Annotated in this window: 21 protein-coding genes; 11 read left to right on the top strand and 10 right to left on the bottom strand. The window is 68.4% G+C overall.

Going from position 1 to position 21449, the window contains the following annotated elements; translation table 11 throughout:
• Positions 1-131: 131 nt before the first annotated feature.
• The 4 genes from ACWEKS_RS11400 to ACWEKS_RS11385 all read right to left on the bottom strand — a co-directional run bounded on the left by ACWEKS_RS11400 (position 132) and on the right by ACWEKS_RS11385 (position 4135).
• Positions 132-785 (bottom strand): enoyl-CoA hydratase-related protein, encoded by a 654-nt coding sequence (locus ACWEKS_RS11400; protein ID WP_452339963.1) that lies wholly within the window; start codon positions 783-785, stop codon positions 132-134.
• A 14-nt stretch (positions 786-799) separates the two neighbouring features.
• Entirely contained in the window at positions 800-1411 is a 612-nt protein-coding gene (locus tag ACWEKS_RS11395) for a TetR/AcrR family transcriptional regulator (RefSeq protein ID WP_452339962.1), read from the bottom strand.
• A 136-nt stretch (positions 1412-1547) separates the two neighbouring features.
• Positions 1548-3347 (bottom strand): fatty acid--CoA ligase FadD11, encoded by a 1800-nt coding sequence (fadD11, locus tag ACWEKS_RS11390; RefSeq protein WP_452339961.1) that lies wholly within the window; start codon positions 3345-3347, stop codon positions 1548-1550.
• A gap of 206 nt (positions 3348-3553) precedes the next feature.
• Complete coding sequence (locus ACWEKS_RS11385; RefSeq protein WP_452339960.1) at positions 3554-4135, bottom strand: TetR/AcrR family transcriptional regulator; 582 nt, start codon at positions 4133-4135, stop codon at positions 3554-3556.
• Positions 4136-4230: 95 nt separating this feature from the next.
• Here ACWEKS_RS11385 and ACWEKS_RS11380 point away from each other — a divergent pair, with 95 nt between their 5' ends.
• From ACWEKS_RS11380 to ACWEKS_RS11360, 5 genes are all read left to right on the top strand, one after another.
• Positions 4231-5055, top strand: a complete 825-nt coding sequence (locus ACWEKS_RS11380) for an SDR family oxidoreductase (protein ID WP_452339959.1) — start codon at positions 4231-4233, stop codon at positions 5053-5055.
• Positions 5052-6140: an NAD(P)H-dependent amine dehydrogenase family protein gene (locus ACWEKS_RS11375; RefSeq protein ID WP_452339958.1), complete on the top strand. Its 1089-nt coding sequence runs from the start codon at positions 5052-5054 to the stop codon at positions 6138-6140. Before ACWEKS_RS11380 ends, ACWEKS_RS11375 begins: the two co-directional genes overlap by 4 nt.
• Before the next feature lie 136 nt (positions 6141-6276).
• The gene (locus ACWEKS_RS11370) at positions 6277-6867 is read left to right on the top strand and encodes a TetR/AcrR family transcriptional regulator (RefSeq protein ID WP_452339957.1); all 591 of its coding nucleotides are present in this window, start codon (positions 6277-6279) and stop codon (positions 6865-6867) included.
• 24 nt (positions 6868-6891) lie between these two features.
• The gene (locus tag ACWEKS_RS11365) at positions 6892-7485 is read left to right on the top strand and encodes a TetR/AcrR family transcriptional regulator (RefSeq protein ID WP_452339956.1); all 594 of its coding nucleotides are present in this window, start codon (positions 6892-6894) and stop codon (positions 7483-7485) included.
• Positions 7486-7600: 115 nt separating this feature from the next.
• Positions 7601-9199, top strand: coding sequence for an FAD-binding oxidoreductase (locus ACWEKS_RS11360; protein WP_452339955.1), 1599 nt, complete (start codon positions 7601-7603; stop codon positions 9197-9199).
• Positions 9200-9300: 101 nt separating this feature from the next.
• Here ACWEKS_RS11360 and ACWEKS_RS11355 read toward each other — a convergent pair whose 3' ends face one another.
• Positions 9301-9969: a hypothetical protein gene (locus tag ACWEKS_RS11355; protein ID WP_452339954.1), complete on the bottom strand. Its 669-nt coding sequence runs from the start codon at positions 9967-9969 to the stop codon at positions 9301-9303.
• Positions 9970-10366: 397 nt separating this feature from the next.
• Between ACWEKS_RS11355 and ACWEKS_RS11350 the strand changes: the two genes are divergently transcribed.
• Positions 10367-11125, top strand: coding sequence for a class I SAM-dependent methyltransferase (locus ACWEKS_RS11350; RefSeq protein ID WP_452339953.1), 759 nt, complete (start codon positions 10367-10369; stop codon positions 11123-11125).
• Between the two features lie 47 nt (positions 11126-11172).
• Here the strand turns inward: ACWEKS_RS11350 and ACWEKS_RS11345 are convergent, their stop codons facing one another.
• Positions 11173-11883: a TetR/AcrR family transcriptional regulator gene (locus tag ACWEKS_RS11345; protein WP_452339952.1), complete on the bottom strand. Its 711-nt coding sequence runs from the start codon at positions 11881-11883 to the stop codon at positions 11173-11175.
• 306 nt (positions 11884-12189) lie between these two features.
• Here ACWEKS_RS11345 and ACWEKS_RS11340 point away from each other — a divergent pair, with 306 nt between their 5' ends.
• The 5 genes from ACWEKS_RS11340 (at position 12190) to ACWEKS_RS11320 (ending at position 16246) form a co-directional block, all read left to right on the top strand.
• Complete coding sequence (locus tag ACWEKS_RS11340) at positions 12190-12663, top strand: hypothetical protein (RefSeq protein ID WP_452339951.1); 474 nt, start codon at positions 12190-12192, stop codon at positions 12661-12663.
• A gap of 439 nt (positions 12664-13102) precedes the next feature.
• A complete protein-coding gene (locus ACWEKS_RS11335; protein ID WP_452339950.1) occupies positions 13103-14185 on the top strand; it encodes an NmrA family NAD(P)-binding protein in 1083 nt (360 codons plus the stop codon).
• Positions 14186-14307: 122 nt separating this feature from the next.
• Positions 14308-15150, top strand: coding sequence for an SH3-like domain-containing protein (locus tag ACWEKS_RS11330; RefSeq protein ID WP_452339997.1), 843 nt, complete (start codon positions 14308-14310; stop codon positions 15148-15150).
• The gene (scnC, locus tag ACWEKS_RS11325) at positions 15147-15866 is read left to right on the top strand and encodes a thiocyanate hydrolase subunit gamma (RefSeq protein ID WP_452339949.1); all 720 of its coding nucleotides are present in this window, start codon (positions 15147-15149) and stop codon (positions 15864-15866) included. Before ACWEKS_RS11330 ends, scnC begins: the two co-directional genes overlap by 4 nt.
• Positions 15867-15883: 17 nt before the next feature.
• A complete protein-coding gene (locus tag ACWEKS_RS11320) occupies positions 15884-16246 on the top strand; it encodes a thiocyanate hydrolase (protein ID WP_452339948.1) in 363 nt (120 codons plus the stop codon).
• A 66-nt stretch (positions 16247-16312) separates the two neighbouring features.
• Here the strand turns inward: ACWEKS_RS11320 and ACWEKS_RS11315 are convergent, their stop codons facing one another.
• The 4 genes from ACWEKS_RS11315 to ACWEKS_RS11300 all read right to left on the bottom strand — a co-directional run bounded on the left by ACWEKS_RS11315 (position 16313) and on the right by ACWEKS_RS11300 (position 21414).
• Complete coding sequence (locus ACWEKS_RS11315) at positions 16313-17677, bottom strand: flavin monoamine oxidase family protein (RefSeq protein ID WP_452339947.1); 1365 nt, start codon at positions 17675-17677, stop codon at positions 16313-16315.
• Between the two features lie 147 nt (positions 17678-17824).
• Positions 17825-18850 (bottom strand): agmatine deiminase family protein, encoded by a 1026-nt coding sequence (locus ACWEKS_RS11310; protein WP_452339946.1) that lies wholly within the window; start codon positions 18848-18850, stop codon positions 17825-17827.
• Positions 18850-19815 (bottom strand): nitrilase-related carbon-nitrogen hydrolase, encoded by a 966-nt coding sequence (locus ACWEKS_RS11305; protein ID WP_452339945.1) that lies wholly within the window; start codon positions 19813-19815, stop codon positions 18850-18852. Before ACWEKS_RS11305 ends, ACWEKS_RS11310 begins: the two co-directional genes overlap by 1 nt.
• Positions 19816-19860: 45 nt before the next feature.
• Complete coding sequence (locus ACWEKS_RS11300; protein WP_452339944.1) at positions 19861-21414, bottom strand: APC family permease; 1554 nt, start codon at positions 21412-21414, stop codon at positions 19861-19863.
• Positions 21415-21449 lie beyond the last annotated feature (35 nt).

Raw genomic sequence — 21449 nt, 5'->3', positions numbered from 1 at the left:
AGGTCAGTGGCCGCCGTGGGGCCGGATCCTGTGTCCCCGTGGGCACGTCGCCCATCGGAATGGAGTGCTCGTCCATCGACAACCGGATGCGGCCGGCGATGTTGGTGGCCGGCCGCATCCGGTGAGCCGGGTCAGGCGTTGTTCAGGGCGGCGACGGCATCGGCGAACATGGTGGCCTTGATGGCGCCGAGAGTGGCCGGGTCCTTGGGCCCGAGCGGGGTGAGCATCCCGAGCGCGGTGTCGGTGAGGGCGTCGAGGTCGGTGGTGGCGTCGACGAGGTCGCAGGCGAGGGCGTCGGGGCCGCCGAAGCGGCGTCCGGTGGTCATGGACGCGACCGCCGTCTTGGGAGTGACTTTGGCCTGGATGAGCGCGGCCATGCCGCGGGTGAAGGGGATGTGGATGTCGACTTCGGGCAAGCAGAAGTAGCCGCGGTCGGCGCGCATGACCCGGAAGTCGTGGGCGAGGGCGAGCATGGCGCCGGCGCCGAAGGCGTGCCCGGGCAGGGCGGCGGCGGTGGGCAGCTCGAAGGTGAGCACGCGGGCCAGCAGCGACTGCACCTGCGCCACATACCATTCGGAGCGTTCACCGTGGGCCGAGAGCCAGTCCAGGTCCAGGCCGTTGGAGTAGAACTTGCCGGAGGCGGTGGTGACCAGGGCGTGCGCGCCGTCGGCGACGGCGGTGTCGAGGTGCGCACCGATCCGGTCGAGGAATTCCGGTGAGAAGCGGTTCTCGTCGCCGCCGAGGTCCAGGACGGCGATCTTGTCGTGGTAGGTGAGTGTGGGCATGGGGGTGTCCTTCCTCAGGAGGTTTTCGGTCGTGCGGGTGCGGGCCCGAGGTCGAGGACCGCGCGGACGGCGGCCCGGAGCTGCCCGCGGGCAAGGGGATTGGCGAGGCGGTCGCGGTCGAGCAGGATCGCTGTCGGCAGGTCGACCAGGCACAGGGTGAGGGTGTCGACGGCGGCGGCGTCGGCGCGGTCCCAGAGTCGGCGGGCGAGGGTTCTCATCAGCTCGACGAGGGTGGCCTGGGTGGCGGCGAGTTCGGCGCGGACGGGTTCGGGCAGGTCGTCGCCGAGCAGGTCGTCGCGGCGGACGGTGAAGAACAGCCGGGTCGACATGGGGTGGCGGGCGGCGAATTCCGCGGGCGCCTCGGCGGCGGCGATGACCGCTGCCACGCCGTCGCCGGCCTCGGCGACCATGGCGGCCTGGAGTGCGAGAAACCGGTGGGCGGCTCGAATCCAGGTGCGCCCCACCAGTTCCGCGCGTGACCCGAAGGTGTGGTACAGCGCTCCGTTGGAGACGCCGGTGGCGGTGGCGACCGCGCGGATGGTGACGGCGGCGGGCCCGGATCGCACGGCCAGGGCCTCGGCGGCGTCGAGCACGAGGTCGGGGTCGTGGGTGCGGGGGCGGGGCATGCACCGACCATAACAGAGCAAGTGCTCTGTTATGAAGGGGTCGGTTCCCCCGGTCACGAATCAGACCCGGCACGAAGACGATCCGGCCGCCTCCGCGACGGGGTGCGGAGACGGCCGGATCGGATGCCGGTGCGGGTCAGGGTGTGGTGGGTTCGTGGACGCCGTCGCGGAGGGCGGGCGTGTACATGCGGTCGATGTCGGCGGCGTATTTGCGGGCGATGGGTGTGCGGCGCAGTTTCATGGTGAGGGTGATCTCGTCGCCGCCGGGTTCCCAGAAGGTGGGCAGGATGGTGAAGCGTTTGATCTGTTCGACGCGTGAGAGTTTGGCGTTGCCGGCGGCGACGCCGCGCGCGATCGCGGCGATGACGCCCGGGTCGGCGGCGAGGGCGGCCGCGGAGGCGTCGGGTAGCCGGTGCTGGGCGGCGTAGGGTGCGGCGGATTCGGCGTCGAGGACGATGAGGGCGGTGTTGTAGGCGCGGTTGTCGCCGATGGTGGCCAGGGCGCCGATGAGCGGGGCGGCGGCTTTGACGGTGTTCTCGATGTTGGCCGGGGACATGTTCTTTCCGGCGGAGTTGATGATGAGTTCCTTCTTGCGGTCGATCACGCGCAGGTAGCCGTCGGCGTCGCAGGTGATGATGTCGCCGGTGGCCAGCCAGCCGTCCGGGTCGAGGGCGTCGGCGGTCTTCTGGGGTTCGTGCCGGTATTCGCGCATGACCAGGGGCCCGCGGACCAGGAACTCGCCGTCGTCGGCGATCTTGGATTCCAGTCCGGGCAGCAGCCGCCCGACGGTGCCCAGGCGGGCTTCGGCGGGCGGGGAGACGCTGACGATGCAGGTCAGTTCGGACATGCCCCACACCTCGGAGATGGGGATGCCCAGGCCGAAGAAGAATCCGAGGGTTTCCGGCGGGATGGGCGCGGCCCCCGACAGCGCCCACTTGAGTTGGTCCAGGCCGAGTTTGGCCCGCAGCGGCCGCAGCACCGCGGCGTCGGCCTTGTCCCATTCGGCGGCCAGGTCGGTGTCGATCGGCTGCCCGGCCAGCTGGGCGGCGGCCTTGCGGGCGGCGACCTCGAGCCCCCAGGTGAGGGCGGCGCGACGGGTGGGGTCGGTTTCGGCGGTTGTCGAATATTCCACGGCCGCTTTGAGTTTCTCCCACACGCGCGGGACCGCGCCCCAGATGGTGGGGTGCACGTCGGCCAGGGCGGCGGGCAGCTGGGTGCGGTCGGGGACGACGGTGATCTGGGTGCCGAAGTATTCGTGCAGGTACAGGTTGGTGACCCGGTCGGCCATGTGCGCGGTCGGCAGGAACGAGGTGATGCGGTCGCCGAACTCGACGGGCATGACCGAGGCGTAGGCGCGGCATTCGAAGGCGAGGTTGGCGTGGGAGATCTCCACGCCCTTGGGGTTGCCGGTGGTGCCGGAGGTGTAGCAGAGGGTGACGATGTCGTCGGGCCGGATCGCCTGCCAGGTGGCGTCGAAGTCGAAATCGGTGCGCCCCAACTGTTTGAGCTGCGCGACGGTCAGTGTGCCGGGGGCGGGCTCATCGATGCACACGATGGTCTGCATGGGCACCCCGCAGGCGCGGATGCGGTCGACGTATTGGGCCTCGCACAGCACGACCCGGTTGCCGGCGTTGCCGAACACGTAGTGCAGCTGTTCGGCCGAGAGCGTGTTGTACACCGAGAACGAGGTGGCGCCGGTGTGCTGGGCGCCGACCTCGAGGGGGTAGAACTCGATGCGGTTGGCCATCATGAACGCCACCGTGTCCCCGCGCCCCACCCCCAGCGCGGCCAGCCCGGCGGCGACCTCGCGCACCTGGGTGGCGTAGTCGGCCCAGGTCAGGGCGTGGGTGCCGCCGATATCGCGGACCGCGACCGCGCCGGGGTCGATCGCGGCGGTCGCCTGGAAGGCGGCGGGGGACGTATTCGGTTCGCTCATCACAATTCTCGTTCCACTCACCATCGAAGCCTGCTCAGACGGTAAGGGGCGGAGCGGGTGTCGCGGGCCCGAATGCGGCAGGTCAGGAGTCCCGGGTGGGCCGCAGCGCGGCCACGATCTCGAAGTGGTGGAATTTTTGCCGTTGTTCGACTCGCCGGCCTTTGGTGCTCGGTGTCGGTCTCGCCGAGATGTGAGGGCGTACCGGGTCATTCGGTGTCGGGGCGGGTGCCCAGGATGCCGTAGAGCAGCAGGTCCTCGAGGGAGGTGGCGAAGCCGTCCAGATCGTCGATGTCGCGGATACACATGGCGAACAGGGCGGCTCCGGCGATGGTGTCGAGCACGGTGTTCGGGTCCAGGCCCGGGCGTTCGGCGTCGCCGGGCAGGTAGTCGGCGAGCTCGCCGCGGGTGGGGGTGTCCAGGCGGGCGGACAGTTTCTCGTACAGGCCCGAGTCCTGGCGCATCTCGGCCATGAGTCCGGGCATGGCGGCGCGGGTTTCGGCCGATCCGAACAGCTGGATGGTGCCGCGGATGACCTTGCGGATCTCGGCGAGCAGATCGGGGGCGACGACCGCGGATCCGACGTCGGGGAACACGGCCTGGGCGATGAGGTGGGCCTTGGAGGGCCAGCGCCGGTAGATGGCGGGGCGGCTGACGCCGGCGCGGGCGGCGATGGCGTCGATGGAGGTGGCGCCGTAGCCCTGTTCGACGACGAGGGCGCGGGTGGCGTCGAGGACCGCGGCGTCCACCGCGGGGTCGCGGTGCGGGCCCAGCCGGTGGCGGGTGGTCACGGAAATCCGTCCTTGTCGCTGCGGGCAGGAGTCGATACAGTCTGTCACATCAAAGTCGTTACATTCTGTAACCGCTGAGGACTCGAGGAGGAGTCGTGTCAGCTGCCCCGCAGGTCACCCCCGCCGACACCTACCAGCCGGTGCCGCTGCTGGCCGGCAAGGTCATCGTGGTCTCCGGTGTCGGACCGGGCCTGGGCCATTCGCTCACCATCGAAGCCGCCCGCATGGGCGCGGATCTGGTGCTGGCCGGACGCACCGAGAAACGCTTGCACGAATACGCCGACGAGGTCCGCGCCCTGGGCCGCGCCGCCGTGGTCGCCAAGACCGACATCACCGACGAATCCCAGCGCGCCGCGCTCGTCGAGACCACGCTGGCCGAAATGGGCCGGGTCGACTGCCTGATCAACAACGCCTTCGCCATCCCGCCCATGTACCCGATCACCCAGATCGAGGTGGAGGCGCTGCGCCACGCCAACGAGACCAATGTGTTCGCGCCGCTGCGACTGTCGGCACTGTTCGCCGACGCGCTGGAACGCTCGCACGGGTCGGTCATCATGCTCAACTCGTGCGTGTCCTACAGCTCGCAACCGGAGTACTCGGGCTACAAACTGTCCAAAGGCGCACTCGCACACCTGGCTTCGTCGCTGGCCACCGAGCTCGGGCCGCGCGGCATCCGCGTCAATTCCGTCGCACCGTCGTATGTGTACGAGGACATCAACAAGGCCTATTTCGATTGGCTGGCCAGCCAGGCCGGGGTCACCCACGACGACATCTATAGGCAGAAGGCCGCACCCACCGATCTGGGCCGCCTCGCCGGCCCCGAGGAGGTCGCGCGGGCGGCCCTGTTCCTGGCCAGTGATCTCGCCACCGCCGTCACCGGCCAGATGCTCACCGTCGACTGCGGCGAGTTCCACCGATGAGTACAGGAGCAACCGTTAACAAGCGCATCGTGCTGTGGGGCACCGGCGTGGTCGGGTCCATGGTGCTGGCCGAGATCCTGCGCCACCCGCGCTTCGACCTGGTCGGGGTCGGCGTCAGCAATCCCGACAAGGTCGGCAAGGACGCCGGGGACCTGTGCGGGGCCGCGAAAACCGGTGTGCTCGCGACCGATTCGGTCGAGGAGCTGATCGCGCTGCGCCCCGACGCGGTCGTGCACTACGGGCCGACGGCGGCGTTCGCCGAGGAGAACATGCGCGTCATCGGGTCGTTCCTGCGCGCGGGCATCGACGTGTGCTCGACCGCGATGACCCCGTGGGTGTGGCCGCACATGGACAAGCTGCCCGCGTTCTGGCGTGACCCGATCACCGAGGCGTGCGCGGCCGGCGGGGCGTCGTGCTTCACCACCGGCATCGACCCCGGCTTCGCCAACGACCTGTTCCCCATGACCCTGATGGGCCTGTGCGGCGAGGTCGAATCCGTGCGCGCCTCCGAACTGCTCGACTACACCGACTACGAGGGCGACTACGAATTCGAGATGGGCATCGGCCACCCGCCCGAGTTCACGGCCCTGCTCGAACACCCCGACATGCTCGTGATGGCCTGGGGCGCAACGGTTCCCATGATCGCCACCGCCGCCGGGATCGAGCTCGACGCCATCACCACCACCTGGGACAAGTGGGTGACGCCCGAGGACCGGCCCTCGGCCAAGGGCATCATCAAGGCCGGTACGGTCGCCGCGATCCGCTTCACCATCAACGGCGTGTATCGCGGCCGCGAGGTCATCACCCTCGAACACGTCAACCGCATCGGCCTCGACGCCGCCCCCGACTGGCCCGCTGGCACCAAGGACGACGTCTACCGGGTCGACATTCTCGGCAGCCCGTCGATCTCGCAGGAGACCTCGTTCCGTTTCACCGACGGTTCCGGCCGCACCCCCGCCGTCGCGGGATGCCTGGCCACCGGGATGCGCGCCCTCAACGCCGTGCCCGCGGTCAACGCCCTGCCGCCGGGCTGGGTCACCCCCCTGGATCTGCCGCTGATCCCGGGCATCGGCACCATCCGCTGACGAGACGGAGTGTGCGAGCCCCTCCGGCACCTGCCCGGAGGGGCTCGCTCATGTCCGGGTCGCCTGCGGGTGGGCCGGGCGTGGTCTCCGGTTCGGTAGGTTGCTGGTGACAGGGTGCGTGACCGAGGACGGTGGAATGGGTACGGCGGGAACCAAGGGTGTGCCGCGCGCCGAGCGGGAGAACCAGATCCTCGAGATCGCCGCCGAACGTATCGCCGCGGTCGGGTATGCCGGGTTGAATCCCGGTGAGGTCGCCGCCCAGGCCGGGGTGTCGAAACCGTTGGTGTACACCTACTTCGGCACGAAGGACCAGTTGTACGCGGCATGTGTCGAGCGGGCCGCCGCGGCGATCGGCGACGCGATCGACACCGTCATCGCCGGTCCGGCCGAGCTGGAGATGGCGGCGAACACCCTCGCGGCGATCTTCGGGGTCCTCGAGCATCGCCCGTACTACTGGAATGTGCTCTTCGATCGCAGTCATCCCGCCGACGGTCCGGCCGCGGATGCCGCCCGGGCGGCGCGACGGCGGATCGCCGCGCAGGCCGCGCACGGGGCGGGCGCGGTGATGCGGGCGCGCGGGGTCGGCGATCCGCAGGATCTGTCGGTGTTCACCGATATCTGGATGGGTTCGGTCACCGCGCTGGTGTCGTGGTGGATCCGCCATCCCGAACAGTCCGCCGCGGCGATGATCGCGCGCAGCCGCCGTCTGATCACGGCTCTGTCGTGACGGCCGCATCCGGGGAGGGCTGAGATGGCACGCACAGCGGGCAGCCGGAATGTGCCGCGCGCCGAACGCGAGGAGCAGATCCTCGACGCCGCCGCCGCACAGATCGCGCGGGTCGGCTACGCGGGTCTGTCGATGGCGGCCGTCGCCAAGCAGGCCGGGGTGTCGAAGACGTTGGTGCACACCTTTTTCGACACCCGGGACGGGCTCTATGCCGCGTGCGTGGAGCGGGCCGCCCGGGCCGTCACCGAGGCGGTCGAGCCGGTGCTGTCGGGGACAGCGGATCTGACCATGGCCGAGCAGACCCTGCTGGCGATCTTCGGCGCGCTCGAGCACCGCCCGCACGACTGGAACGTGCTGCTGGATCGCACCCATCCCGCCGCCGGCCCGGCCGCCGAGGCCGCGCACGCGGTGCGCGCGCGGATCGAGGAGCAGGCCGCGCGCGGGATGTCGGCGTTCATGGCCGCGCGTGCGATCACCGATCCGGTGGATCTAGCGGCGTTCACCGAGGTGTGGATCGGTGCGGTGACCGCGTTGATCCACTGGTGGCAGCGGCATCCGCAGGTGCCGGGGCCGGAGCTGGCGGCCCGGACCCGCCGGCTCATCGCCGCGTTCGCCTGACTCGAATCCGGTGGCCGCGCAGCGGTGTCCGTGATGTTGCCTCTTGCCGCCATCGTTATTGACCAGGTAGTAATTTACCCATCAGTCATTAACGTGGCGAGTGGAGGATACGACCATGGCAACCAGATCGTGGTGGGGATGGGGCACCGTCGAGGACGCCGTCACCGGCGCCGAACGCAGCGCACTCACCCAGCGGATCGCGGCCCTGCTGCCCGAGGCCGACCTCACCATCCACCAGCCACCCGAGCTCGCCGCACTCCCGATCCCGCAACCCCGCACCCGCGCCCCGCACGCGCTGGCCGGGATCGCCTCCTACGACACCGCCGACCGCGTGCTGCACGGCCACGGCCAGGCCTTCCGCGACATCGTGCGCAACCTGCTCGGCCGCATCGGCGATGTCCCCGACCTGGTCGTGCGCCCGCGCACCGAGCAGGACGTGGTCGACGTCCTCGACTGGTGCGCCGGCGCGGGACTCGCGGTCATCCCCTTCGGCGGCGGCACCTCGGTCGTGGGCGGCGTCGAACCCCGCGACTGCGGCGACTATCCCGGCGCCGTCGCGCTCGATCTCACCGCGCTCGACCAGGTCCTCGAGATCGACCGCACCAGCCGCGCGGCCCGCATCCAGGCCGGAATCCTCGGGCCCGCACTGGAATCCGCGCTGCGACCCCACGACCTGACCCTGCGGCACTTCCCGCAATCGTTCGAGTTCTCCACCCTCGGCGGCTGGCTCGCCACCCGTGCCGGCGGACACTACGCCACCCTCTACACCCACATCGACGACCTGCTCGAATCGATGCGCGTCGTCACCCCCGCCGGGGTCGGCGAATCGCGGCGGCTGCCCGCCTCCGGCGCGGGGCCCGCCCCCGACCGCCTGTTCCTCGGCTCGGAGGGCGCCCTCGGTGTCATCACCGAGGCGTGGATGCGGCTGCAGGATCGGCCCCGCTGGCGCGCGAAGGCCGCGGTCCTGTTCGACGACTACCGCGCCGCCGTCGACGCCACCCGCACCCTGGCCCAATCCGGGCTGAACCCGGCCAACTGCCGGCTGCTCGACCCCGCCGAAGCGTTCCTCAATGCGGGAGTCCTCGCCGCCGGGGGAGTCCTGGTCCTCGGATTCGAATCCGCCGACCACCCCGCCGACGATTCCCTGCGCCGCGCCGTGGAGATCTGCGCCGGGTTCGGCGGCCGCACCCGCGACGAGGCACCCGCCGCCGCATCCGAGGCCGACCCCTCCGACACCTGGCGCTCGTCGTTCCTGCGCATGCCCTACCAGCGCGACGCCCTCGCCGCCCAGTCCATGATCACCGAAACCTTCGAAACCGCCTGCACCTGGGACCGATTCGACCAGCTGCGCGCCGCCATCGAGACCGCGGCCGCCGACGCGTTCCGGTCCACCGGTGTCACCGGCGTGCTGACCTGCCGGTTCACCCACGTCTATCCCGACGGCCCCGCACCCTACTTCGGCGTGTACGCCGCCGGCCGGTGGGGGAGCACCGCCGAACAGTGGGACGAGATCAAAACCGCTGTCTCCGAAGCCATTTCCGCCAACGGCGGCACCATCACCCACCATCACGCCGTCGGCCGCGACCACCGGCCCTGGTACGACCGGGAACGACCCGGCCCGTTCGCCACCGCCCTGCGCGCCACCAAACACGCCCTCGACCCCGCGTGGATCCTCAACCCGGGCGTCCTCATCGACCGCGAGGGGCAGTTGTGAACAACCACCTGCTCGAACGGTTGGGCACCCGGTGCGGGTGGAACGCCCCACCCGGTGGCCGAAACTCCGGTGCGCCTGCCGGGGTGGCGCTCGGCGGTGGGTCAGCGCAGCGAATAGACGTAGCGGCTGGTCGGGATGACGTCGAGGTCGCGGTCGGCGCCGAAACGGGCGATGCTGTCGAGCATGCGGGTGCAGCGCCGCTCGAGTTCGGCGTCGTCACCGCCGCTTCCCCAGTAGGCATGCGGATCCGACATCGCGGCCATCGGGAACAGCTCCTCGACTACGGCGTCCACCCGCCCGTCGGGGGTGATCGAGCCCAGCACCGGATTCTGGATGTAACCCAGACTGGCCTGGTTGTCCAGCGCGACCTGGGTGTGGTCGCCGATCCAGTTCTCCAGCCACTGCGCCCGGGTCATCCCCACGGGAATCCGCATCACCGCGATGCGCGCCAATGCGTCGGCGCGGACACCGCTGTCGGTGCGCGGCGGGCGCAACGGGGTGAGCTCGTCGACGACGAACCCGTCGAGCCGATCGGCCAGCGGCCGCAGCAGCGCGGTGATCTGATCGGGATCCTCGACCCCACGCAGCGTCACCACGGCGTCGACGGGCGTGTCGTAGGTGCACATCCACAGCTCGGCCGCGGCGACGTACTCGTCACGGATATTCACCTGCAGTTCGCTGACACCGCAGTAGGACAGCGCCCGCCGCAGTTCGCCATCGTGCAGGCTTGTCTTCAATTCGGCCCCCCACAGCAAATACGTCAGTTTCATAGCCCTGCTACCCGGAATGTGATGCTGATCATCGAACCAATCGGACCGTAACCCAGCCTTCGGGGCGACGACCGGCCCCTGTCCCACTGAGCGGAACTGTTAGCAACCCGAACCAACTCGCTCCGGCGGCCACAGTGTCCACGCCATCCAGCATCGGTCATCGCCAATTTCGGTCGAATCAACAATTTTCACCAAAAGCCAAATACGCCAAAGGATCTCGATTCGTCAGATCAGCATGTTCGGCACCGGGCGCGGAATGAACAACAGCACCGGGCACCGCCGGTGGTGCAACAACTAAACTGATGATCCGAGAACTGACGCCCCATCATCGGAACAATTCGTCGCATCGCTGGCACGACCCTTCATGTGTTGCCCATCCGCAATCGAAGGAGGAGTCATGGGCACCGAACCGAAGCACGACGATCAGATGGACTTCGAAGCCCTGTACCACGACACGGCATCGGAACAGGGTCCTCCCGCACTGATCCCCTGGGACATCGGCGGCCCACAGCCGGTGGTGCAGCAGTTGGTGGCCTACGGCGCCGTGCGGGGCGAGGTGCTCGACCCCGGAACCGGCCCCGGACATCACGCGATCTACTACGCGTCCAAGGGCTATTCGGTCACCGGTATCGACTCGTCGCCGTCGGCCATCGAACGGGCCAAGCGCAACGCGGAGCGCGCCGGGGTGACGGTGAACTTCGAGGTCGCCGATGCCACCAAACTCGAGGGCCTGGAGGATCGGTTCGACACCGTCATCGACAGCGCCTTCTACCACGTGTTCCTCGACGACGAAGAGACCCAGATCCGGTACGCGCAGGCCCTGCATCGCGCCACGAGACGGGGAGCGCGACTGTTCATGTTCGAATTCGGCCGCCACAACGTCAACGGCCTGCAGCTCGAAGGTTTGCCGGCGGAGAATTTCGAGCGCGTGCTTTCCGCGGCCGGGTGGGTCATCGACCACCTGGGAACCACCACCTACCAGGCCAACTTCGGCCCGGAGACGTTCGCCTACATGACCAAGGAGATGAGCGACGACTCCGGATGGGCCGATCGGATGAAGCCGATGATGGAACAACTCGAGATCATCGGGCCGCTGCTGAAGAACAACCGGGTGCACGTGCCCGTGTGGGCCGTGGCCGCCACCCGCCTCGACTAGCCCTGCCGAGCTGCCGCACGCTCCCGAATGGTTCAGGTCGGCATGGTTCAGGTCGGCGCCGGGTCATCCCCCAACACTGTTGGCGACGCTTCCGGGGCAGTGGAGATGATGCCGATCACCGTTGCGACGACCTGGCCTTCGGGATCGCGGAGGCGCGGCAACGAGGTCCTGTCCACCAACAGAGATCCGAGAGTGAGATCCACCAGTTCGGCGCCGACCTGTTCGGCAGATCTGCGCCCTTCCGGCTCGAACCACGTCCACGCCCATTGCGCGGCACCGAAAATGAGCAGGCTCCGGATGCTGGTATCGACGGGCCGGAAGTCACCGGACGCGATACCCGCGTCGAGGACGCCGAGCAGGATGCCGATGTAATGCCTGCGCAGCTTGCGCCCCTCGGAATCCGCATCCTCCTGCGCGAGCCGTGCGACCTCGCGCTGGAATGCGACAGTCCCGTACCGGTCGTGCACCTGATACAGCATGGCCGCATGCAACAGCCCGGCCAACTGCTCGGGCGGTGTGGCGAAGGTCGACACGATTCGCTCCGCCTCATCGATACGGCGCCGCATATAGGAAACATGCAGAACTTCCAGCAGCCGCGCCTTCGTGCCGTAATGGTGCACGATCAAGCCCTGCGAAATGCCCAGCTCGCTCGCGACACCGCTGAAACTCGTTCCGTCATAGCCCTTCTCGGCGACATGGCGCGTGAAAATATCGAGAATCGCGCCCGACTTGCCGGGTCCTACCGCACGTCCATTCACCGATCCCGCCCCTCCTCGTCCACAATTTCCGGACACCCTCGCACCGACCGACTACTCGACCAGTCGTTGACTGAGTGCGCAGTCAGCATTAGCATAATGCCCCGAGCCGCAGCGGCGCGTTCTCTACATCAACCATTCATCGCGAAAAGTTGACTTACCGCCCATGTATCAGCACGCCCATCCCGCCGAGGCCGTCCTCGATCGACGAGCCTTCGAACACATCGCATGACGACCGGCTTCTCTGGTAGCGCCACGTCGCCCATGAATGCGGGTGTAGCGGCGTACGGGAATCCGGCGACGGATGCGGTGTCTCTGCTGTCGCCGGATCAACTATTGGCCGCGATCGCCGGGCGGCTCACCGAGCCGTTCCCGCTCATCACGTGGGCGAGAGAACTCGGCGACCTGCATGCCGCGCTGATCTCGGCGGTTCTGAATCCGCGGCGGAATGCACCGGAGGTCACCGAGGCGGCGCTGTGCGCGGATATCGCGAAGGTCATCGACAAGATCAACTCTTGGGCCGCGTCCTATACCCGCCACACCCGGTGCGCCCGTCGCCACACGCACACCTTCGGCGAGGTGATCAGTCATGTGGCGAAGACCTACGCCGAGGCGTGGTGGACGGTGCTGCACAGCGACTGCGAGGAGCTTCGGCACTCCGCGTGGGTCCACCTCGGCGAAGTCCGTGACGGCTACGCCCACCTCATCGGCGATATCCGGGCCGGGCGCGTCCAACTCCCACTGGGCTGGCGAGGCATCCGGCGCACCCAGCCCGCGGGCTGAGGCCCATCCCCGCGCGTGCCCAAGGGCGAGGTCGGGATGCACGAAATGCCCCGTCTCGCGACACCGAAGAGCTGATCCGGGAGCGAGTTCGCCCTGATAGCAACAGATTCCACCATCCAGCCAGTCCAGATCAACACGTCACTGTGACGAATTAACGACCGAGGGGCGGGGCGCGGGATGCCCACCTCGATCAAGGTCGAGCCCAGCGTGCTGCGGCTAGGACGTCCGCCACGGCGGCTCGCTGTCGCCCTCGCGCGGCTCGGCGTTGACCAGGCACAGATAGGTGCTGCTCATGGCTGCCGGGCTGCCACGCCATCTGAATGTTGACAATGGTCACATCTCGTCCCACACTGGGTGATGTGACCAGTGGAAACTTTGTTACGGCGGAAGGTCCACGGAAGGTCCCCGAACCGAGACACCAACCCGGAAAGGAACTCCGATGACAACCACTCGCGTGCTGGTAACCGGCGCCACCGGAAAGATCGGCGGCGCCGTCGCCGCCCAATTATTGGAGAAGGGTGTTCCGACAAGGGCTTTGGTGCATCGCGACGATGCGCGCAGCGCACGGCTGAGGGCTCTGGGCGCCGAAACGGTCGTCGCCGACATATTCGATATCCAGCAGGTACAGGCCGCGATGGACGGGGCCGACCGGCTGTTCTTCAACCCCCCGTACCACCCGCATGCCCTCGACAGTGCGGTCTCCTTCGCCGTGGCCGCGCGGCGCTCGGGTGTCGAGGCCGTGGTGGCGCTGGGGCAGTGGCTGGCCAGCCCTGAGCATCCCTCGCTGATGACCCGCCAGCACTGGTTGATCGACAAGCTGTTCGAGCTGCTACCCGATACCGCCCACGTCGCGGTCGACCCCGGCTGGTTCGCCGACAACTACCTGCAGTTCATCGGTGTGGCCGCCCAGCTGGGCGTGCTGCCCGCGCCGACCGGGGGCCGGCGCAATGCGCCTCCGTCCAACGAAGACATCGCCCGGGTCGCGGTGGGTGCGCTCCTGGACCCGCACCGTCATGACGGGCGGGCCTACCGCCCGACCGGGCCCGCGCTGCTGACCGGCGCAGAGATCGCCGATGCGGTGGGTGAGGCGTTGGGCCGCCGGGTACGCCACATCGAGGTTGCCCCACGGATGCTCATGAAGGCCGTGCGGGTGAACGCGAAACGACTCGGTTTCGACCTGTACCTGGAGTCCGGCTTGCGCTACTACGCGCTCGAGGCCGCGCTGGGAACCTGGGAGGTGGGCGGCCCCACCACTCATGTCCGTGATGTCGCCGGCGTCGAACCCGAAGACTTCCCGACCATCGCTCGCCGCTACGCGACCCGCCCGGAAACCCGGCGTACTGCCGGGAATCTCATCCGCCAGATCTGGGACTTCACGCTGACCGGTCTCGTACCTATGCACGACCTGGACCGCTTCGATCGACTCCAGCAGCACCCGCAGCCCGCGCACCCCCGGCTTTCGGGCCACTCCGCACTCTGGCGCAGCGAACACACCACCTCGACCGCGACCAGCCGGTCCTAGACCAGCCCCCCGGGGTGTTCGAAGTGGTGATCGGTTCCGGCGCGGTTCCATCAGCGCTACAGTCGGATTGCTGTGATTTTGCTGCCCATTCAGGCGGAGGTGAGGTCGTGGCCAATTCAGTCATGGGGGACATGGTCAGTCAGCTGCGGCTCGGGTTTCATCGGCTTCAGGACTGGGCGTACCCGGATGAGATCGACAGCGCCCTGTTCAGGGCCTATATGAAGACGCCGCACGATGTCGGCGGTGAACCGGATGCCCCGGCGACGTTCGAGGAGAAAGAGGAAGAGCAGTGGGAACTCAACACGTTTGTGACGTGTGAGGTTCTCGGCTGGCGGGGGATCTGGACGTCCGAGGAACGTCGGCGGCTCGGCAATGTCGATGTCGGGCGGATGGCATATCTCGGGTTTCCGTACTACGGACGCTGGGTGCTGGCGGTTGCCCGTTGCCTCGTCGACAAGCGTCACATCACGCTCGGTGAGCTGATCGAGCGGGTGAGCGAGGTGCGAGAACGCTGCGCCCGCGCCGGCAGCGCTCGGCTGGAAGCGGTGCCTCGCACAACCGGCGACGGGGAGGCGGTGGCCCGTAACCGCCATCACACGGAGGCGGCCGGCAAAGGCGATCCGCAGTGTTTCGCCGGTACCGCCGGCGCCCCGCGGTTCGCGGCGGGCGATGCGGTGCGGGTGCGGGATCTGCCGACGATCTTCTACACGCGCACCCAGGAGTACCTGCGGGGCAAGCCCGGCACGGTCGTCACGGTGTCCTACGAGAGCCTGGTACCGGAGGACGAGGCGTTCGACCGCGAGGATCAGCAGCCCGAGTGGTTCTACATCGTGCGGTTCGAGATGACCGATGTGTGGGAGCCGTATACGGGCTGCCCGAACGACACGCTGCAGGCGGAGATCTCGGAAACGTGGCTGCAGCCGAACCGGATCGAAGCCCGCGATCATCGAGAGGAATCCGCATGACGGCGAATGGCGAGACGGGTCACGACGGTTCTGCACGGCACGCGGCGCCGATGGTCGAGGAGGTCACCGATTTCGAGGTGCTCGAGATCGCATTGCGCGAGCTGGCGATCGAGAAGGGCTTGTTCACCGCCGAGGATCACCGGACCTACACCGAGTTCGTCGAACAGCTGGGCCCGGCGCCCGGCGCCCGGCTCGTCGCCAAAGCCTGGATCGATCCCGCTTTCAAGCGGTTGCTGCTCGAGGATCCCATTGCCGCCTGTCTGGAGGTGGGAATCGACTGGTTGCGACCGACCGGCTTCGGGACGCCCAGCGATTTCACGGCATTGCACGTGCTGGAGGACACGCCCACGCTGCATCACGTGATCGTGTGCACCCTGTGCTCGTGCTATCCGCGTCCGATTCTCGGAAACTCACCCGAGTGGTATCGGACGCCGAACTATCGCCGCCGCCTGGTGCGCTGGCCGCGCCAGGTTCTCGCCGAGTTCGGCCTGTTCCTGTCGGAAGACGTCGAGATCCGAGTCGAGGACTCCAATTCCAAGCACAGGTTCATGGTGCTGCCGGTCCGGCCGGATGGCACGCAGGGCTGGACCGAGGAGCAGCTCGCAGAGATCGCGACGCGGGACTGCTTGATCGGCGTCGCCGTTCCCAAGCCCGGCGTGCGAGCGAATCGGGACCGGCCCGTGCACCCTGCCACCCACCCGGCCGAGAAGTACTGACCCCGAGAGGCCGAGCAATGCCGAACCACGACGACGTCACCCATATCCGCGTGCGGACGCTGGAGCAGATCGTTTCTCGCGGACAGGTGTGGTCGCGAATGGCCGACAAGTACGGCGTCGCGAATCCGGTGCCGCCATGGCGTTCGAGTCTCGACGGGATGTGCGACGCACTCGACCGGCAAGCAACGGTACTGCCACTTCTCACGCGTCGTTCCGAGGAGGACCGCCTCTCCACCGAGGTGTACGCGACACTGCCGTTCCCGGAGAATCAGCTCGTCGCGCTGGCGCACTCACTGATCGCCAGAAATGTCATCGATGAGGCTGCTCTGGCCACCCGCATGGAAGCCGTGCGAGCGAGGCTGGAACGCGGCGAGGGGTGAGCGTGCGGCGGTCGGCCCGGAGCCGCCGCACACCCGAGAACAGACCGGTTGTGAGGGACGGTGTGGCTATACCAGGCTGCGTTCGGCCACGATGGCGGCGGCCGCGCGGCGGCCCATCCGGATCGCGCCGTCCACGTGCTGGAAGCCGTGCCCTGCCAGGTCCGAGCAGCAGAAGTGGATCGGGCCGACCGGATCGCGGTGGTCGCGGCCGTAGCGGGTCATGCCGCCCAGGTCGAAGCTGACGCCGTAGGCGCCGCGGGTCCATTCCTCTGCGCCCCAGTCGGATTCGTAGTAGACGACCGGGTTCGCGGCCTCGGGGCCGAGGTAGCGGACCAGGCAGTCGAGCACGGCCTGCTTGCGCTCGGCGGGGCTCATCTCGAACACGGCGTCGGCCTGTTCGTGGGCGATGAAGCCGACCATCGCGCCGTTGGTGGCGTCGTGGTTGGTGTTGTCGTAGACCTCCGACACGATGTCGGTATCACTGAATCCGGTGCCGGACAGGCCTTTCGCGCGCCAGAACGGGGTCGGGTACACCGCGTGCACCTTGACCACGAAACCGAAGGACATGTGCTGGTACATCTGCTGGCGACGGCGCGGCATGGGCGGATCGAAGCTCATGGCGGAGTACAGGTTCGGGGGCACCGCCAGTACCACACGGTCGGCGCGCACCTCCAGGTCGCCGTCGGCGAAGACGCTGATGCCGGTCTCGGACCATCGCACCTTCCGCACCGGCGAATTCAGGTGCACATCGTCGCCGATGGCCGCGGCCAGGCGTTGCGAAACCTGTTGCATGCCACCGATGACCCGCTTGTCCAGCATGAAGGTGTCGGTGGCCAGCGCGGTGTAGGACCCCTGCGCGGCGGCCATGTGCAGTGCCTGCAGTGTCGAGAAGGTGTGCGCGGGCTTGGTCAGCATGGCTCCGGAGACGAAGAACGCCACCGTCTCGCGGGCGTAGTCGTTGTCGGACTGCCGCTCCAGCCACAGGCTGAACGGGATCGAATCCAGTTCGGCCGCAAGCGGATGCGCCCACGGCTGCTCCGCGCCGACCTCGGCGGCCAGCCCGTCGAGCAGCCGAATGAGACGGTCGATCTCGGCGGCGGTGTCGGCAGGCGCGGGGAAGACGTCGCCGGTGAACTGCTGGCGGGTGCCGTCGGCGGCGAGGTAGACCGATTCGCCGTCGCGGTAGCGGGAGAAGGTCTTCAGGCCGAGTTCCTCGACCAGCCCGAGGGCGGCGGTGTGATGCGGGGACAGCCACTGGCCGCCGATCTCGATCATCGCGTTGTCGATGTCGCCGGTCCAGGTGCGTCCGCCGACTCGATCACGAGCCTCCAGCACGGCCACGCTCAGACCGGCCTTGTGTAGTTCGGTGGCGGCAGTCAGGCCGGACGGCCCGGCGCCGACGATCACGACGTCGCGAGTGATGACAGGCACGAGAACTCCTTGCTGAACATCGAGTTTTCCTGGAGATAACCCGAGGGTTGCTGTTTCTAGTATGTGGGTGCGCTCACGGTCCCGCTCGCTCCACTGCGGCGAATCGGCCGGCCCCTCAATCGCCATTCCGGCGTGCCGGCCGAGGTGTCAGCGCGCGGGCAGGGGCTCGTTCTGGGTGATGCAGTGGATGCCGCCCCCGCGCGCGAAGATCTCCCGCGCGTCGACGGTCACGATGACGCGGCCGGGATAGACCTCGGCCAGCACGGCCGCGGCCTCGGCGTCGGTGCGGTCGTCGAATCCGCACACGATGACCGCGCCGTTGCACACGTAGTGGTTGATGTAGCTGTAGTCGACGAAGCCCTCCTGGTCACGCAGCGTTCGCGGGGCGGGCACCGGCACCACCTCGAAAGGCTTTCCGGCCGAATCGGTTTCGGCGGCCAGCTGCTTCATGAGCTGCCGGCTGAGCGCATGGTCGGGGTGCTCGGGATCACGCTGATCGTGCACCAGGACCACACCGGGCGCGGGCAGCGCGGCGACGATATCGGCGTGCCCGCGGGTGCCGAAGCGCTGCGAGTCCCGCCACAGCCCGCGCGGCAGCCAGATCACCGTGTCGACGCCGATCGTGCGGCGCAACTCGGCCTCGACCTGCGCCTTGGTCAGGCCCGGATTGCGGTAGGGGTCCAGTTGCACGGTCTCGGTGACGAGGACCGTCCCGCAGCCGTCGACCTGGATGCCGCCGCCCTCGTTGACCAGCGCCGAATCCACCACCGGCGTCCCGGCCGCCGCCGCGACCGCCCGGCCGATCCTCGCATCGTGGTCCCACCTGGCCCACTCCTGCTGGCCCCACCCGTTGAACACCCAGTCCACGGCCGCGACCGACCCGTCCGCGGCGTGCACGAAGGTCGGCCCGATATCGCGCATCCAGGCATCGTCGAGGGGTGCTTCGACGATCTCGATGGCACTCGACAGGCAGGTCCGGGCCGCCGCCGCATCGGCCGGATCCACGACCATGGTGACCGGTTCGAACTCGGCGACCGCATGGGCCACCGCCGTCCACGCCGTGCGGGCCTCGGTCACGGCCTGCGGGGTGGCGGTGATCTCCGACCCGGCGGGCGGGAACGCCATCCAGGTGCGCCGATGCGGTGCGTGCTCGGCGGGCATGTGCCAGCTCATCAGGGCCGCCCGAAGGGGTGCTGGTGATCCACCGGCGCGGTCAGGCGCGCGTAGGTGTCGGGCCGGCGGGTGTCCAGGAACGGGAACAGGGTCAGCCAGTCGCCGCGCTGATCCAGATCCAGATCGGCGACCAGCACCGCCGCCTCGTCGCGCGGGGCCTGCACCAGGATGCGGCCGTAGGGGTCGGAAATGAAGGACGAACCGTAGAAGGTGATCTCGCCCTCGTCGCCGAAACGGTTGGGCACCACCATGAATGTGCCGCTGGTGATGCCATTGCCGACGATCACGTGCTGCCACAGCGGCTGGGTGTCGAAGGCCGGGAAGGACGGTTCGGAGCCGATGGCGGTCGGGTAGACGATCACCTCCGCTCCGGCCAGCGAGTACAGCCGCGCCACTTCGGGGAACCATTCGTCCCAGCAGGTCGGCATGCCGATGCGGACGTCACCGAGGTCCGGGTGCGTGTGCGGGCGGTAGGACTCCTCGGTCGCGGGGCCCGCGCGGAAGTAGGTGTCCTCGTAGTAGCCGGCGCTGATCGGAATGTGCAGCTTGCGGGTGCGAGCGACGAGTTCGCCGCTGGGGGACACCAGGATCGCGGTATTGAAGCCCAGCCCGTCGCCCTGGTCGGCGCGCTCGTAGAGCGAGGCGTGCACGAACACGCCGTGCTCGATGGCCGCCTTCGCCGCGAAGGTGACGGTGGGCCCGGTCGTCAGATCCTCGGCCTCGGCGCACGGGTTGTCGCCGCCGCGCACGAACGCCGGGTATTTGCTCAGCGTCAGTTCTGGCAGGAACACGGCCTTGGCGCCGAGCTCGGCCGCCTGGGCGATGCCCGCGCTCAGCTCGGCAGACAGCGCATCCGCGTCGGCCTGCCAGCGGTGCTGTACCAGGGCCACTCGCAGCGGCGGGCGGACCGGCGCATCGACCCGGGCGTGCGAGACGGGCGGTTCGAAACAGGTGACGACGTGCATGATTCCTCCTGTAGTGGGAATAGGATTGCGGCGCAGCAGGATTGGCTAGACGGTGGGCGCCTGCACGGCGGGCATCGGATCGCCCGACACCGCGCGCGGCAAGGTCCGGCTCCGGAAGTACGCCGGATCCCGCCAGCGCTGCACGAGCATCAGCACCGCGCCCAGCACCAGAATCCCGAACCCCAGATAGAACACCAGCCCGATGCCGAAGATCTCCGCGCCGCTACCGGTCGCCGGATCGAGGCTCTCCCGCACCGAGATGGCGAAGATGATCAGCAGCATGGCCCCGCCGAGCAGCGGGAACAGCAGCTTGAACAGGAAATCGCGGCCCGAGGCGAACCACCGCTTGCGGAAGTACCAGACGCACGCGAACGCGGTCAGTCCGTAGTACCAGCAGATCATGATACCCAGCGCGGCGATCGTGTCCTGCAGGACGTGCTCCGACAGCAGCGCGGTCAGCGCGTAGAAACCGCCCGCCACCAGCGCGGCGACCGCGGTGGTGAACCGCGGCACCTGATAGCGCGGGTGCACCGAGGCGAACCGGCTGGGCAGCGCCCGGTAGGTGCCCATGGCGAGCATGGCGCGCGCCGCGGGCAGGAAGGTGGCCTGCAGGCTGGCGATGGTGGAGACCAGCACCGCGAGGTAGAGCAGGATCTCGCCGTTGCTGCCGAGCACCGGTCGGGCCAGCGCGCCGAACACATTGTCCGAGGTCTGCGGATTACCCAGTCCGATACCGGTTTCGCCGACTCCGGCGTACCACATGAGCGACACCGCCAGCAGCAGATAGGTGCCGAGCACGGTCAGGATCGACAGCACTCCGGCCCGCCCGGGGGTGCGCTGCGGATCCTTGCACTCCTCGCCGAGGGTGAGCGCGGTGTCCCAGCCCCAGTACAGGAACACCGACCCGATCAAGCCCATGGCGAACGCGCCCAGGGTGAGTCCGGTGAACGGATCGAACCAGTCGATGTCGAAGCTCAGCCCGGACGGCGCGTCCCCGGCCAGCGCCTTCCACAGCGCCATCCCGGCGAACACCAGCAGCACCGTCAGCTGGAAGCCGACCAGCACGTACTGCAGGCGCTCACTGGAGGTGATGCCGCGGCTGGCCGCCCACCCGGCCGCCGCCAGGAACACCAGCGTCGTCACGATATTGATCGGCTTGTTGTCACCGAGGGTCGCGATGGCCTCCGACCCCACCAGTTTGCCCACGAACAGGTACAGGAACTCCGCGCCGACCGCCGCGATGTTGGCCAGCACGATCACCACGGCGATCACCGAACCCCACCCGGCCATCCAGCCGACGTAGGGGCCCAGGGATCGTGCCGACCAGGTGAACGAGGCTCCGCAATCCGGTGTTTCGGCATTGAACTCGCGATAGGCGTACGCCGCCAGGAACATCGGAATGAATCCGGCGATCAGCAGCGCCGGCATCTTGAGGCCGACAGCGGCGACGATCAGGCCCAGACTGGCCGTCGTCGTATACGCCGGCGCGATGGAGGCGATACTGAGCACGGCCCCGGCCAGCACGCCGACCTTGTTGGTAGCCAATCCCTTGCCGCTCGGGGCGGAGGGTTCGATCCCCGGAGAATTCTGGATGAGCATGAGAGCTCCTCTTGCGAGGGTCTGGCGGCGGTGGG

It is taken from the genome of Nocardia sp. NPDC004711 (genome assembly GCF_053601595.1).
Note: the sequence above shows the minus strand (reverse complement) of the source record. Positions and strands in the feature narration are given on the sequence as shown.